This is a genomic window from Fuerstiella marisgermanici, assembly GCF_001983935.1.
GTDB lineage: Bacteria > Planctomycetota > Planctomycetia > Planctomycetales > Planctomycetaceae > Fuerstiella > Fuerstiella marisgermanici.
Genome location: NZ_CP017641.1, coordinates 7854322 through 7869471 on the forward strand (window position 1 = coordinate 7854322; position 15150 = coordinate 7869471).

At 56.3% G+C, this 15150-nt stretch carries 10 protein-coding genes; 3 read left to right on the forward strand and 7 right to left on the reverse strand.

Annotated features, from left to right (window positions below):
* Positions 1-3 precede the first annotated feature (3 nt).
* From Fuma_RS29620 to Fuma_RS29635, 4 genes are all read right to left on the reverse strand, one after another.
* Entirely contained in the window at positions 4-1353 is a 1350-nt protein-coding gene (locus tag Fuma_RS29620) for a DUF1552 domain-containing protein (RefSeq protein ID WP_077027293.1), read from the reverse strand.
* A 61-nt stretch (positions 1354-1414) separates the two neighbouring features.
* The gene (locus tag Fuma_RS29625) at positions 1415-3295 is read right to left on the reverse strand and encodes a DUF1592 domain-containing protein (RefSeq protein WP_077027294.1); all 1881 of its coding nucleotides are present in this window, start codon (positions 3293-3295) and stop codon (positions 1415-1417) included.
* Positions 3296-3389: 94 nt separating this feature from the next.
* Positions 3390-4298 carry an alpha/beta hydrolase family protein gene (locus Fuma_RS29630; protein ID WP_077027295.1) on the reverse strand — a complete coding sequence of 303 codons (909 nt, stop codon included), beginning with the start codon at positions 4296-4298 and terminating at the stop codon, positions 3390-3392.
* 1118 nt (positions 4299-5416) lie between these two features.
* Positions 5417-6247 (reverse strand): hypothetical protein, encoded by an 831-nt coding sequence (locus Fuma_RS29635; protein ID WP_145944448.1) that lies wholly within the window; start codon positions 6245-6247, stop codon positions 5417-5419.
* On the opposite strand from Fuma_RS29635, the gene Fuma_RS29640 reads away from it, so the two are divergent.
* Positions 6246-6626, forward strand: a complete 381-nt coding sequence (locus Fuma_RS29640; protein WP_077027297.1) for a transposase — start codon at positions 6246-6248, stop codon at positions 6624-6626. The genes Fuma_RS29635 and Fuma_RS29640 overlap by 2 nt on opposite strands.
* A 963-nt stretch (positions 6627-7589) precedes the next feature.
* Here Fuma_RS29640 and Fuma_RS29655 read toward each other — a convergent pair.
* Together Fuma_RS29655 and Fuma_RS29660 are read right to left on the reverse strand one after the other, a co-directional pair.
* Positions 7590-8438 (reverse strand): PEP-CTERM sorting domain-containing protein, encoded by an 849-nt coding sequence (locus Fuma_RS29655; protein WP_077027300.1) that lies wholly within the window; start codon positions 8436-8438, stop codon positions 7590-7592.
* 218 nt (positions 8439-8656) lie between these two features.
* The gene (locus Fuma_RS29660; protein WP_145944449.1) at positions 8657-8905 is read right to left on the reverse strand and encodes a hypothetical protein; all 249 of its coding nucleotides are present in this window, start codon (positions 8903-8905) and stop codon (positions 8657-8659) included.
* A gap of 863 nt (positions 8906-9768) precedes the next feature.
* Here Fuma_RS29660 and Fuma_RS29670 point away from each other — a divergent pair.
* On the forward strand, positions 9769-13782 hold the full coding sequence (locus Fuma_RS29670; protein WP_083732416.1) for a DUF6797 domain-containing protein: 4014 nt from the start codon (positions 9769-9771) through the stop codon (positions 13780-13782).
* On the opposite strand, the gene Fuma_RS35495 is transcribed toward Fuma_RS29670, so the two are convergent.
* Entirely contained in the window at positions 13754-14017 is a 264-nt protein-coding gene (locus Fuma_RS35495; RefSeq protein WP_158521180.1) for a hypothetical protein, read from the reverse strand. The two genes, Fuma_RS29670 and Fuma_RS35495, sit on opposite strands and share 29 nt — an antisense overlap.
* A 43-nt stretch (positions 14018-14060) precedes the next feature.
* Here Fuma_RS35495 and Fuma_RS29680 point away from each other — a divergent pair, with 43 nt between their 5' ends.
* Positions 14061-15134: a sulfotransferase family protein gene (locus Fuma_RS29680; RefSeq protein ID WP_158521181.1), complete on the forward strand. Its 1074-nt coding sequence runs from the start codon at positions 14061-14063 to the stop codon at positions 15132-15134.
* The last annotated feature ends 16 nt before the right edge of the window (positions 15135-15150 follow it).

Sequence of the window (15150 nt, forward strand, 5' to 3'; positions counted from 1 at the left end):
CCTTCAAATTTGCAGTCCGGACAAGCGTCCAGTGCTGTCGCCGATGAAGTCGACGGACGCGCCGAAGCGGTCCAGCAACGACATGTACAGATTGCACATCGGTGTTTCCGTTGGCACTTTCAGATGCCGACCGGTATCAACAGAACCGCCGCCGTGACCTGCCAGCAGCACGGGCAGATTTTCGTTGTTATGCCGATCGCCATCGCTAAGGCCACTTCCGTAGACGATCATGGAATTGTCCAGCAGGTTGCCGTGGCCATCTGGTGTCGCCTTCAGCTTTTGCAGGAAGTAACTTAGCTGAGCCACGTGGAACTGGTTGATCTTGCGGATCTTGGCGTGCTTTTCGGCATCGCCGCGATGATGTGACAAGGCGTGATGACCGTCCGGGACGTCAATCGCTTTGTAGCTGCGGTTGCTGCCGGCATCCGCGAACATGCACGTGGAAATACGAGTGCTGTCCGTTTGGAACGCCAGCACCATCATGTCGCTCATCAGTCGCAGATGCTGGCCGTAGTCGCCGGGAATACCTTCGGGAATCGGGTAGTCGATGTCGGCCGAGTGTTGCGGTTCGCTTTCGGTAATTTCGATGCGGCGTTCTACTTCGCGGACGCCGGTCAGGTATTCATCAAGCTTGTGCTGATCGGCTCGCCCAAGTTTGGCCTGCAGTTTTTGAGCGTCTTCGGAAATGAAGTCGAGAATGCTCTTCTTCAACGCGTCGCGGCGGATCTTGTTTTTGTCCATTTCCTTCGCCTTGCCGTTTCCGAACAGGCGTTCGAAGACGAAGCGAGGATTGGTTTCCTTGCCCAGCGGTGACGCACTTCCCGACCATGAGATGCTGGACGAGTATGCACAGCTGTAGCCTGAGTCGCAGTTGCCCGCGCTGCGGCCGGGTTCGCATCCGAGTTCCAGTGATGCAAATCGCGTGAGCTTTCCGGCAGCTTGAGCAGCCACCTGATCGACGGACATGCCGGACCGGATGTCCGCTCCGTTGGTCTTGCGCGGCTGAGCTCCGGTTAGGAATACGGAGGCGCTGCGAGCGTGGTCGCCGGGGCCGTCTCCGTTGGCTCGTCCCTTGTCGTGAGTCAGTCCGGTGATGACCATCAGGTCGTCTTTGACGGGCGCGAGCGGATCGAGAATGAACGGCAGGTCGAATCCGTAACCTTCGGTTTCGGGGGTCCAATCGGGCAGGTGAACTCCGTTTGGCACGAAGATAAACGCCATTCGCTGAGGCGGCGTTGGTGCAATTGATGCCGCGGCAGCCCTGGGAACAATCGATTCAAACCACGGCAAGCCCAGCGAAATGCCCAGCCCACGCAATGCAGTGCGTCGTGATAAGGAAAGTGGAAAATTCATGACTTGGTCCTCAGAGGATGAGGGAAGGTGGGAAGGTTTTGAAGTCGTACAATTCGGAAAGCTATTTGGCCTCGCGTTTTCTAAAGGCATCGCTTTGCACGATGGCCGTCACCAAACTACTAAACCGGTGGTCGTTTTCTTCCAGCGACGCGACAACATCGTTGACCACGCAACGGTCATAGGATACTAAGCCGCGTCCCAAAGCGTAAACCAACATCTTACCAGAGAGGCACCGCAGAAACTCGGTTTTATTGTCTTCGGCCAGAATCTGCATCAATTCGGACGCGCCATCGAACTTCTTTCCGCCCGGCAGCTCTCCTGCTGCATTGACCTCGAAGCGACCGTCACGGTCCCGCCAAGCGCCAATAGCGTCAAAGTTCTCCATGCCGAACCCAACCGCATCCATCTTCACGTGACACACGGCACACGCCGGATTCGATCGATGCTGCTCCATTTGTTCCCGTAATGAGCCGAGGGTTTCGCCGCCTTCTTCCAGTTCGGGGACGTCTGGCGGCGGTGGCGGCGGTGGTTCGGCCAGAATGTTCTCAAGCACCCATTTGCCTCGTTTTACGGGCGAAGTGCGGGTCGGATTTGAGGTCAGCAGCAAAATGCTGGAATGCGTCAACACGCCTCGACGGCCTTTTGCCATCGCCACTTTCTGAAACTGGTCGCCGGTGACGTCTTTCATGCCATAATGTTTTGCCAGGCGTTCGTTGACGAACGTGTAGTCGGCGGTCAAGAATTCGAGCACGCTACGGTCTTCGCGAATCATGTTTTCAAAGAACGATTCCGTCTCGCGGCGCATCGCCAACTGTAGTTCAGCGTCGAATGTGGGAAACTGATCCGGATCCGGCTTCAGTTTGGTCACGTCTCGAAGTTGCAGCCACTGTCCGGCGAAGTTGTCGATCAGTGCGACGGATTTCGGGTCGGCCAGCATGCGTTTCGCTTGGGCCGCCAGTACTTCCGGTTTCGTGAGTTCACCGCTGGCTGCAAGTTTGAACAACTCTTCGTCAGGCATGGTACTCCACAAAAAGTACGATAGCCGCGACGCCAGTTCGTAGCCGTTCAACGATCGAATGCCGTCTTTGTCATCGTCTGTCGGATCCGCTTCGACTCGGAATAAGAAGTGCGGATTGGCGAGAACTGCTGTGATCGCGGTTTCAAAGATTTCGTCCGGTTTGCTGTCCCGTTCCCAGGCGAGCTTCATGATTGCGAAAAGCCGATCGCCCTCGGCATCTGTGATCGGTCGCCGCCATGCGAGCGTTGCGAATTCGCGGATGTTCTGACGAGCAGCCTCCACCATTTCTTCTGCTGATTCTGCGGTGTGCGGCAGGACACGTTTCTTTGCGGCTTCGTCAGACATGATCTGCTGAGCCACCGTTTGAGCGGCCGCCAGATACTTCTCCAGCAGCACGGGCGGGATGGTGAGCACATCGCCGATATTATCGAAGCCTTCGCCGACATCGTCGGAAGGGAAGTCGTCTGCGAGGTTCAACTGCAGGCCGGTGAGGTCACGAATTGTGTTGTTGAATTCCGCTTTGTTCAGCCGACGTAACGTGACTCGGCCCGGATGCTGGTCGGACGAACAGTCGAAAGAATCCAGTTGCGCCTGCAAACTGTCCAGAATGTCGGTCAGTTCATCGGCGGTTGGTTGAGTTTCCTCAGCGGGCGGCATTTGTCGGTCTCGAATCAGCCGACGTACTTTTTCCCACAATTCGTAGTCAGTTTGGATGCGAGCCGAATCCGTGTACTTTTCGAAGTTGATTCCTGCCTCCGCACCGTCGCTGCTATGACAGCCAACGCAGTGCAGTTCGAGAAACGGCTTCACTTGCTTGGTGAATTCCTCAGGCGCAGTGGCCTGTTCCTCATCGGCCGTCGCGAGCGACAGCTGTGCGGCGAGGAAAAACGGGACAGTCACCAATGTTAAAATGTTGCGTTGCATACTGGGATTATAGCGGGCGAAAGAGGAAGGAAACCAGCGTGGAAAGCTGATCACTTGGGGGCGGGAACTGGCAATAATAGCAATTTTCTCTGGGTTAGCGTCTGTCAGACGGTTTCTTCCGTCGTGTCTGATCCGTCAGCCATTTCCTCGCTGCGTCACGAGCTTTACTGGGGCGCAGTATCCATTCATTGTTGTGGTTGCGAAAGCCGGTTTTGGCGAAGGTTAGGTTTCCGTCCCGAACGAGCGGCACTAAATAGTCACGAGTTGCATCGATGCCGGCCCCTTCATGACAGATAAATTGCGGGCGTCCCTTCAGACGCTGCAGCCGAGTGAGAGCGGCCGTGCGGTCGGAGTTTGGATACGGCCAGTTTCGCACTCCGTCGTAATGACTGTAGAAGAAGAACCCGCACCATAGCTTCGACGTCTTGTCATCGTGCAGGCCAAGATAGTTGCCGGCAATGGCACCTCGTGAAAAACCGCACAGGACGACTCGGTCCTTGTCGCCACTGTAATCCTGGCAGACCGTTGCGACGGCTTCACGGCAATACCTCAAAGTTGGTTCAGGATCGTAGTCCGGCGGATCGCCCCACCAGGTGATTGCAACGTCGTCGCCCGCACCATTTAAATACGGCAGGCTTAACCAGATGAAACCGTCGCCGCCGCTAAGTCCATAGCCCAGCTTGCTGTCTTCCGGCAATCCCGTGCTGACGTCGCCGATTTTGCTGCGATAGTTTCCGTTCCCCGTCCATTCCACCAGCACCGGATAATGCTTATCTGGTTGCCAGTCCCTGGGCAAATACAAGACGTGGTACGCCTCCGAATTCTGCCAGCTGTTCAGCGATAGTTTCACTCGCCGACCGGCAGCGGGCTCATCGTCCGTCATTTCCGGAACGATGAGGTCCGGTTTAACAGAACGAATGTCGGGGAGCTGCGCGCCCGCTGGCTTGCTGAGGAAGTTGCAGATCAGCAGGCAGAAACTGGTTGTGAGGTAATACGAAGGCATGCGGTTTTGTTTCAACGACCGACCAACACGGTTGCATTTTTTAAGACGACAACTCTTCGAGCTGCGTGATCTGCTTCAACTCGCCCCGGCTGTAGGCACCGCAGACGGCATCGAACGGCAGCCAATCCGAATAACGATTGAAGAGTTCACGCATCGAACTTTTGTCACAGCGGCAAGGTCTTAGGTGGCCTTCGGCGAAGTGCCGCCCAGTGGGTCCGTTTTATCGGGAAGGGCTTTCGGCTTAGCGTGTCGAGTTTATTATAGCCAGATTGATCCGAGTCGTTTCACCCGCAGCCGAAGGCGCAGGCGTTGCAGGGGACGGCTGTGTCGCAGCAGAAGCGGAACACGCACGGACGCCGAACAGAGGACGCCTGCGCCTCCGGCTACGGGGTAAACAATCCACTGACTTCGCCGCCGAATCGCGCATCGAACTCTTGTCTCAGCGGCAAGGTCTTAGGTGGCCTGCGGCGAAGTGCCGCCCAGTACGTACTTTCTATAAGAAGGATTTTCGGCTTGGGTATCGAGTCTATTGCAGCCGGATTGATACGAGTCGTTTAACCCGTAGCCGAAGGCGCAGGTGTTGCAGGGGACGGCTGTGTCGCAGCAGAAGCGGAACACGCACTGACGCCGATCAGCGGACGCCTGCGCCTCCGGCTACGGGTTAAACGATCCAATGGCTTCACCGCCACATCGCGCGATTGTCACAGCGGCAAAGTCTTAGGTGGCCTTCAGCGAAGTGCCGCCCAGTGGGTCCTTTCTGCCGGGTCTCACTGCCTCAACCTTGAAGCGTTCGGGAGACGCGCATAACAGTTTGCGAATTCAGTGTTTGCGTTGAATGAGCTTTGAACCCTTGGCAACTGCACAGTCCATATTGTGTGATAATTTGTAACACAATTCAACAAATTCTGTACCGGATTGTGTACCAGTCCGTCCATGCTCAGGTGCCCACGGAGTGACGAATGCTGAAGACTTTGGTCGCTTTAAAATGGCCGGTTTTGCGGCGGCGGAATCCGCGACTGATCACAGCCGGTGGGTTGCGGACCTCCTGAACTGAACGACTCAACAGTGCCAGTTTGACGACTCGACAACAGGGTGGCTGTGATCTCATGGGAGAAGTCTCAAGCCGTCTGAGCTGGACCTGTGTTCATGAATACGGCGTGGCAGGTTGCGGGAGTCGCCGTCTGAATGTGTTGACGGCGTTCGAACTTTTTCACCACATGGAGCCAGATGTCGATGGTGGTGCCGAGCCGTTCCAGCAGCGGTGGAACGGCGCTTTTTATGTAGCCGCGTTTTCCCGAATGCAGTTGACGGCCCGTCCAGTCCACCAGTTGCAGATACTCCGCCAGCGTCATCGGCAGGCAGCCGTGGTTGCTGACGCGACGGTTCGTGCTGCGATCGCGAACCTTCTTTCGCTGTGGCTCCAACGCTATCGGACTCAGCCAGCCCGCCTGCTGCCCGTGTTCCACGCGAACATCCTTCGCATCAGCGGTTTCCACTTCTTCAGAGGACTTCACATCGCCCACGCGATCCTGAACGCTCGTGAAGTCGCTGCTCTCCAGCGAATCGGCGATGCCTGCACGAATCGGATTCAGATCGACATACGCCATGCACGCCGCGATCGCTTCTTCACTGTCAAGCACCGTACTCTTTAAGCGACCTTCCCAAAATCTACCGGTGCATTGATCTTCAGCGTTCGCAAGTCGAGCAATCACTTCGCTCGTGCAACGCATGAACCACGACACGCTCGACAACCGCTTGCGACGCTCGGCCAGAACTTCTTTGTCACCGTAAATACTGCGGAGGTCGGTTTCTGTCGGGTCGGCGGCCGAACCGTCTTCGTTGCGTCGCTGCGGAAACAACTGCCACCAGCGGCGAGCCACCTCTTCATCCGACCACGTTTCCACAACGTCTGGTCTCGTGCGTAAGACACAGTGAAAGTGGTTACTCATGCACGATCACGTCCACGCTCTCGTGTGGTTCCCCGAGCCTTTTCAAATCAGTCCGTTCATGAATAAGTGGAAGGAACTGACGTCCAAAACATTGAAGTCCGTGCTGCGTGAGCGTTTCGCGAATTATTGGTCGCAGATCGATTCGTCCGAGCCGATCTGGCAGTCACGTTACTACGGCTTCAACATTTGGTCACGCTCGAAGGTGGAGGAGAAACGGGATGACATGCACCTGAATCCCGTCCGGGCGGGCCTGGTACAACGAGCCAACCACTGGCCATGGAGCTCGGCCCGCTGGTATCTGGAACGTCAATCTGTTGGCTTGCCGATTCGCTGGCCGCCGGGATTGGAACATGATGACCAGTTCGCAACCGATCTGTAGTCGAAGCCCACGATGATCCATCTTCTGCCTGCGGCACCCAACCGCCATGAACGGCGGTCGGGCCACCCTGCGTTTAGTTGTAGTACGCAATCTTCGTACAAACTTGAAACACTCCCGCATTCAACAATTCTCGCACAGCGGGCGTGTTGCAAAAATATTTCACACCGTCGTGAATGTCCGACGGTTCAGTGAGTCGCTCTATGACGAAAGCTTTTCTGAATGGCTCGGGCGAAAAGTAGAGTTCCACACACAGTTGAACTGATGTCTCGTAGAGAGCACGATCGCCTCTTTCTTCGGCTGTAACTAAATGTCGAAGAAGCCAGATGTACTGCCTAGAATCGCGTTCCCATGTAATGTCAGCACAATCCACGTGTTGGTCTCGCAAGTCAATCAATCGATCACAACACTGGTAGACAGGCATTGCTCCGCGGGCGAGGACAAGCTCGTCCAAGGCATCCGGGTTGTTTTCATAGTCACAATCAACACGGACATCGGCATAAAACCGAATCACAAGATCCAAGAGGTCCCGTGGTGGCAATGGAGGACGAGCCTGCAGCCTCTGAGCAAGAGTTCGAAACTCAGCAATTGCCGTTGATAAGCTGACACTCATACCAGAGATGGAATAACTTTGACGCTGGCTGGCCCGACCGACTTATTCGGTCGGGTCGCGCAGCGACAGGATGACTGCTTGTTGGCTTCCGTCGAACATGGAGTTCCATACTGATTGGACGCCGGATGATGAGACATCTTGTGCCTGCGGCACCCAGCCGCCATGAACGGCGGTCGGGCCACCCTGCGGGCAGGACGGCGGAAGCCGAGATCCATCATCTCCCGCTTTGCCGCGGAATGCCGTGTGGATGAGCACTATGCGACCGAATTTGAACCGGAAGTGCGTCACCGCGGACGATTGCGCACCACAACCGCATGAACGCGATGAGAGTAAATGTGGTACAGGCTGATGAATCAGGCCGAGTCCCGGTTTGTCACTGCACGACGGCGACGTCGGGCAGAGACGATCCCCGCAACGCATGCACCAATGGCCCAGACGGCACGGGAAGACGGTTCCGGCACGGACGTAAAGGCGATGCCCGCAAAGTTGTCCGAGAGCGTGCCAACCGAAGTTCCAATGCCGGTGGTCGGGTCGAGAGTCCCAAGCAACCGAATTCCTCCAGCCTGTCTGAAGACTCCCCAAAGCACATCGTCCTCAGGATTGAGGGCAAGTCCATTCATCCCATCAATAGCACCTCCATCGACAGTGACGCTTAAACTCGAAACAACCGCCCCATTAGATGGGTCCAACGTATAGAGCGTGTCGGAGAATACCGCTGCGCCATACAATGTGCCTCCAACGAACGCCAACCCCTTCAAATTTTCAGGTGTCGTCCCAATACCTGTAGCGGAGCCACCAAGTGCAGTGTCAAAGAGTACGTCATCGCGATCGGCAACAAGAAACGTCCCCGTGGCAGAATTATATGTCATTGAAAGGTTTTCATCCGTAACATCCGGCCCCGTAAATTGAGTTGATGAAACGATCGTAGAGGTGCCAGTATCAATACTTTCCCAAAACCGATCCCCATCGGAAATGCCCGATGCATGATACAGCAACCCGTTCGAAGGATTGAACCCAATCGTTTCGCCGTCGTCCCCGTTCCCCAGGCTCATGATGAATGTGGATGTCGCGTCCGTCAGACTAAGCGAGTACAAACTTGACGGTGTAGTCGCTCCATCGCCGGTTATGCCGATCAGTTCCGCCTCAAGCCGCCCCGCTGCAATCGCAATCACGCATACTGCCAGACTGAATATTCGCATCATTTGCTTGCCCCTTGTTGCGGTAGTCGATCGCGTGTGAACCGGAATTGGATTCCGCAAACCACCAATACTGAATTAAGGATTCGGGTAACGCAATCCACAAGTAGACAATTTTCACTAATCCCCCCATCCACCGCAGGGGCATGAACCTTCGTACAGTATCAGCACGGCACTTTAAAGCAGTAAGACACGCGCGGGTGCATCCGCTGTATGGTCCGTTTTTAGAGGGCGAGGTTTTTCCAGAGGTTGTGCCAGTTGTTGTTAATGTTGTGAGCTTTCAGTGCGGTCACTGCTGATGCTCCAATCGGCGACCAGTGCATGCCAGGGCCTTTCAGGCGAATTCCGACCAACTGTTTGGCCGTGGATTCGATCATGCCCGAGCCGATCTGCCAGTTGTTCTCACGGTAGGCGGGATAGTTCGTCAGGCCCACTCGACTTCGGAAGTAACCCAACAAGATCGCGGGAAGCAATAAGGGGGGGGGGGTAAGGGGAGGGGGAGAAATAAGGGGAAGAAATAAGGGGACATTCTGCTTTTTCCAATAAGTTCAATGTCCCCTTTTGCGTTCCCGTTCTGCAGGTTGATGGCTAAGATGAAGTCTCTATTCGTCGTTTGGGCCAAGTTGTCCTGGTGGTAAATCATATGCCGATGTCGCCTTCAGCGAAGTGCCGACAGGAGGGCCTTTCTACCGGAAGGGGCTTTCGGCTCAGGATGTCGAGTCTATTACAGGCGGATTGATCCGAGTCGTTTAACCCGTAGCCGAAGGCGCAGGCGTTGCAGGGGCGGGCTGTGTCGCAGCGGAAGCGGAATACCCACGGACGCCGATCAGAGGACGCCTGCGCCTCCGGCTACGGGTTAAACGATCCACTGACTTCGCCGCCAAAGGTGGCCTTCAGCGAAGTGTCGCCCAGTACGTCCTTTCTGTCGGAAGGATTTTCGGCTTGGGGGTCGAGTCTATTGGAGCCGGATAGATACGAGTCGTTTAACCCGCAGCCGAAGGCGCAGGTGTTGCTGGGGACGGCTGTGTCGCAGCGGAAGCGGAACACTCACGGAAGCGGAAGCGGAAGACTCACCGGCGTCGATCAGCGGACGCCTGCGCCTTCGGCTACGGGTTAAACGATTCACTGACTTTGCCGCCAATGGTGGCCTGCGGCGAAGTGCCGCTCGGCAAGCGTCACCTACAGTAGGTCGTGTCGGAAAGTGACACGAGCCGAGAGCAACCATTGCATCGGCCGTACTTCCATCCGTCAAGTCAGGGCACTTCGTTGGCCGACTGAAATTTGTTACGCTCTGTGCGATCGAACACACTTCACGCAACACTTCAGGTATTCCGCAATGAATCGATTCTTGTGCCCTTTGTTGTTCGTTGTCTTGGCCCTGAATGTAACGAATTCGGCACCGGCTGCGGACGACACCGACATCCTTCGGAGAGAGAACCTGGTCGCGTGGTGCATCGTTCCGTTTGATGCGGCCAAACGCGGTCCCGCAGAACGAGCGGTCATGTTGAAAGAGCTGGGGATTACTTGCTGCGCCTACGACTGGCGAGCCGAGCATGTGCCCACCTTTGAACAGGAGATTATTGAGTACAAGAAGCACGGGATCGAATTCTTCGCCTTCTGGAGCGTCCACGATGACGCATTCAAGCTGTTCGAGAAGTACGACCTGCACCCGCAAATCTGGCAGATGATGAGTGACCCGGGCGAAGGTGATCAGGCAGCGAAAGTCGAGAAAGCAGTTCAGGCCATGCTGCCGCTTGCCAACCGAACGGCTCAATTGGGCTGTAAGCTGGGCCTCTACAATCACGGTGGCTGGAGTGGCGAACCCGTGAATCTGGTTGCCGTTTGCCGGCGGCTGAGGGAACTTGGGCAGAAGCATGTCGGCATCGTCTACAACTTTCATCACGGCCATGGCCATATCAGCGATTGGCACAAATCCTTCGCCATGATGAAGCCGTATCTGCATTGTCTGAATCTGAACGGCATGAATGACCAAGCCAAGCCAAAGATTCTGGGCATCGGCAAGGGGGCTCACGAACTGCAGATGATCCGCACAGTCGTAGAAAGCGACTACGACGGGCGGATCGGAATTCTTGATCATCGCAACGATCTGGATGCGCGCGAATCGCTACAGGAAAATCGCGACGGGCTGGAACTCGTGAGAAAGCAGCTCGCGAAGCAATCCGAAACGGCGGCGGTTGGAAGCCCAGGCCACGGAATTCCATACAACGCAGCCCACGTCGCGGAACTCGTGACTGACGCCGCAAAGCACGGCGATGTAAAACGTGGCGCGGCGGTGTTTGCCAATGCGAAGTTGGCGTGTTTGTCGTGCCATCAAATAGGTCAGCACGGCGGCACAGTCGGGCCGGATCTGTTGAAGGTGCTGAAGGAACGTAAGCCGAATCACATTGTCGAATCAGTGTTGTGGCCGAAACGCGACGTTAAACCGGAATTCGCCGTGTGGCAGGTGGTGACAACGTCCGGTCGCGTGGTCAGCGGATATCGTGAGAAGTCTAAGGTTGAAGGCTCAGGGGTGAGGGCCAACAAGGACAGTGGCGATGTCGTCGTTCTCTGCGATCCGGCAACTGGCAAGCGAACCCCGATTGCTCAAACCGACGTGGAAGAAATGGTCGAAGGAAGCACGGTGATGCCCAGCGGCTTGACGGCTGCTATGTCGCGGCAACAGCAGCTCGACCTGTTCCGTTTTCTGAATGAACTCGGCGAAGTCTCAGACGTACCGCCCGCAGTGAAACACGTGATCGCACATTCCAGCATGCATGGCCCGGCGACGTTTCCGATCGTCGCTGCCCCGATGGCTCCCGAACGCTGGTCGAACGCCACTCATCCTGTCACTCGAGACCGCCTGTACGATTTCTACACGCGGCAGGCAGAATACTTCCGATCGCAGCATCATGTTCCGATGCTGTTGGCCCCGTTTCCTGGCATGGACGGTGGCCAGCAGGGGCATTGGGGCAATCAAAACGAAGACACATGGCGTGATGGCCGCTGGAACGAAACGAAGCTCGGTTCCGTGCAGTCGGGCGTGCTGCATGCGAACGGAAAAGCGATCGCCCGAGCCGTCTGTGTGCGACTCGGCGACGAAGGACAGATGTCGGCCTGCTTTAACCCGGACACATTAACCTACGAAGCCGTGTGGCAGGACGGCTTCGTTAAGTTCGATGCCGTGCGTCATGGATTCGTGGGCGGCTTGCGATTGGACGGTGAGCTAGTCGCTATGGAACCACAGTCACCGCCGGACGAGCCGTTTCGCTATCACGGATTCTACCGGCACGGCGACCGCGTGATTTTCGCCTACCGTATCGGCGATGTGGAGTATCTGGATTCGCCGTGGGTCGAAGACGGGAAGTTTTCACGCGAACGAGCTTCGATCGAACAGCATTCGCTGCGACACGTTTTGGGTGGTGGTCCGCCTCAGTCGCCGATTGAAATCGAAACGAAAATTATTCCCGGCAACGGACGGCCGTACGCCATCGATACGATCGAACTGCCCTACGACAATCCATGGAATGCTCAACTGTTTTGCGGCGGCCACGATTTCCTGCCGAATGGCGACGCACTGGTTTGCACGATGCAGGGAGATGTGTGGCGCGTTAGCGGCCTGGATTCCGGTTCTGATGAAGTTGGCAGGGCGACATGGCGACGGTTCGCGTCCGGCCTGCATCACGCGTTGGGGTTGGTCGTGGCGGACGACGGTATCTACGTACAATGCCGCGACCAGTTGACTCGCCTAACCGACCTCAACAATGACGGCGAAGCGGACTTCTACGAATGCTTCAGCAACGCCTTCAAGACGTCGCCCGCTGGGCACGATTTCATTTGCGGATTGCAGCGAGATACCGCTGGCAACTTCTACACGGCGTCCGGCAACCAGGGCTTGCTACGCATTTCTCCCGACGGTCAGGACGTCAAAGTTCTGGCGACCGGTTTTCGCAATCCGGACGGCTTGGGCATTCTGCCGGACGGCACGTTGACCGTCCCCGTGTCTGAAGGCGAATGGACTCCGGCGTCGGCCATCAATGCCGTTCGGCGAAATGTGGCTGCAGCTTCCAGTGTCGGAGATTCCCCAACGGCTAACGCTCACGGCCAAGGCGATCAACCACCTCACTTTGGCTACCGAGGCCCGCGTGACGGCCAGCCTCCTGAACTGCCGCTGGCCTACCTGCCTCGCGCATTGGACAACTCAAGTGGCGGCCAGGCGTTTGTTAACAGCGATGAATTCGGACCGCTGAAAGACCAGCTGCTGCACTTTTCGTTCGGTGGTGGTACATGGTTTGTCGTGCTGCGAGACGAAGTGAACGGCCAGGCTCAGGGGGCCTTGGTCCCGATGACGGGTGACTTTCTGTCGGGCGTTCATCGAGGTCGCTTCCATCCGAAGGACGGGCAACTTTACGTGACAGGCATGGCAGGCTGGGGTTCGTACACACCAGACGATGGCTGCTTTCAGCGAGTTCGGTTCACCGGCGACAAGTTCCAAATGCCGGTCGGCTTTCATCTTCACGAAAACGGAGTGAAAATCGACTTCGACCAGCCGCTGGACCAATCGATTGCAGGCGACATCGGTCGCCAGTTCGCTCAATGCTGGAACTACCGTTACAGCGGCGCGTATGGATCGGTTGAATTTTCCACGACTCATCCGGGCGTCGCCGGGCACGATCCGTTGGCAATCACGTCGGCTCATGTTTTGAAGGGTGGCAAGTCGCTGTTTCTTGAGATTCCGGATCTGCAGCCTGTGAGTCAATTGCATCTGCGACTGCACACCAACAAAGACGAAGCCGTTTCGTACAATCCGGCTGGCGGTGGACACGATTTGTTCATCACCGCGCATGAACTCGATAAGCCCTTCACAGACTTCCCCGGGTACGTGCCGCGACAAAAGACGATTGCTGCTCACCCGCTGCTGACGGATCTGGCTATGAATGCAGAACGGGTTCCCAACCCGTGGGCGAAGCCCATCAAGGGAGCTCGCCCCATCAACGTCGCGACTGGCAAAAACTTGTCGTATGCGACAAAGGAATTCACTGTTAAAGCTGGCGAGGCGCTAGCGTTCACGTTGGAGAACCCGGACGTCGTGCCGCACAACTGGGTGTTGGTTCAGCCCGGCGCGTTGCAAAGTGTTGGCGAACTCGGGAATCAGCTCATCGCCAATCCGAAAGCGTACGCTCGTCAGTATGTTCCGGAATCGAACCATGTCATTGCTCACACCGACATCGTGTCACCCGGCGAAAAACAAACGATTTACTTCGCGGCCCCGGAAACGCCGGGTCACTATCCGTTTCTGTGTACGTTTCCGGGGCATTGGATGGTTATGAATGGTGTGATGGTGGTTGAATGACCGAATGCGTCCAAAGAAGCTGTCGCTGTTTTGAGAACGCTGGCTCGTACTGCTGAGCCGCTGCTTCGAGCCTTGGGTGGTTGGTGGCAATGTCGGGGGCGATGAATCGCAGTGGTGCCAGTCGGCGGCGTCCGATAAACTTGCCTTTGGCGAGCACCAAAGGGCGAACAAACCACATGCGCAGTAGCGATTCGATCGACAGCACACCTCCACCGGTCCCCACGGATCGCAGCACATTCAACTCGTATCCGTTCTGGTCGCCTCGATTCTGGGCTGGGATGCGTCTTGAACACTGGTTGCCGTTGCTGGCTCGCAACGGCTTTCGCGTTCATCCGTCGCGGTTGCCGTGGGCCCTGTTGACGACGGCATCCGCCGCCAGCAGCAGCATGCTGTATCTGATGCAACAACTGGTCTACGGGCGTCGGATCAACGCCACAGAACCCGTCGCGCCGCCGATCTTTATTCTGGGCCATTGGCGCACTGGGACAACGTTTCTGCAGGAAATGCTATCGCACGATCCTCGGCTGACCTCACCGTCCAATTACCAGGTTTACTCCGCAAACCATTTCCTGCTGACGGAAGATCTGGCCGTTAAGTACCTGAACTTTCTGCTTCCTTCGAAGCGGCCGATGGACAATGTGACGTTGAAGTGGGAAAGCCCGCAGGAGGACGAATGGGCGCGGATCACGATGGGCCTGCCATCGCCGTATTTGCGAGTCGCTTTCGCTCGCCAGCCGCCGCCGTTCGCCGAATACCTGAACCTGGACGGAGTCAGCCCGGCCGCGATCGAAGCGTGGAAAGCGGGGTTTATGAAGTTTCTACGGATGGTCACTTTGAAGACCGGAAAGCGACTGGTGTTCAAATCGCCTCATCACACCGGGCGGTTGAAAGTGTTGCATGAGATGTTTCCGGACGCGAAGTTCATTCATGTGACGCGGGATCCGTTTACCTTTTTCCCGTCCACTTTAAGGATGTATCGCTCATTCGATCACACGCAGTCGCTGCAAAAACCGTCCGAAAATGACGGTCTTGAGGATTATGTGCTGGATTCCGGTCGACGGATGTATGACAGTTATCACTCCTATCGGGGCCAGGTGCCGGAAGACCAAATTCTGGACGTCCGCTACGACGATCTCGTCAAGAACCCAGTCAGCACGATGAGAGACATCTACTCGCGTCTTAGTCTGGGCGACATTGAGCCAGCGTTAGGCGGATTCGAAAAATACTTGGCTCCCCGTAAGAACTACGTCACCAACCGTCATCAACTGCCAGACTACTGGCAAGCACGAATTCGTTCTGAATGGGGCCAGTATTTCGAATCTTTCGGATACAACTCAGACGATGAAGGCTAGGCACAGCGACCGCCCC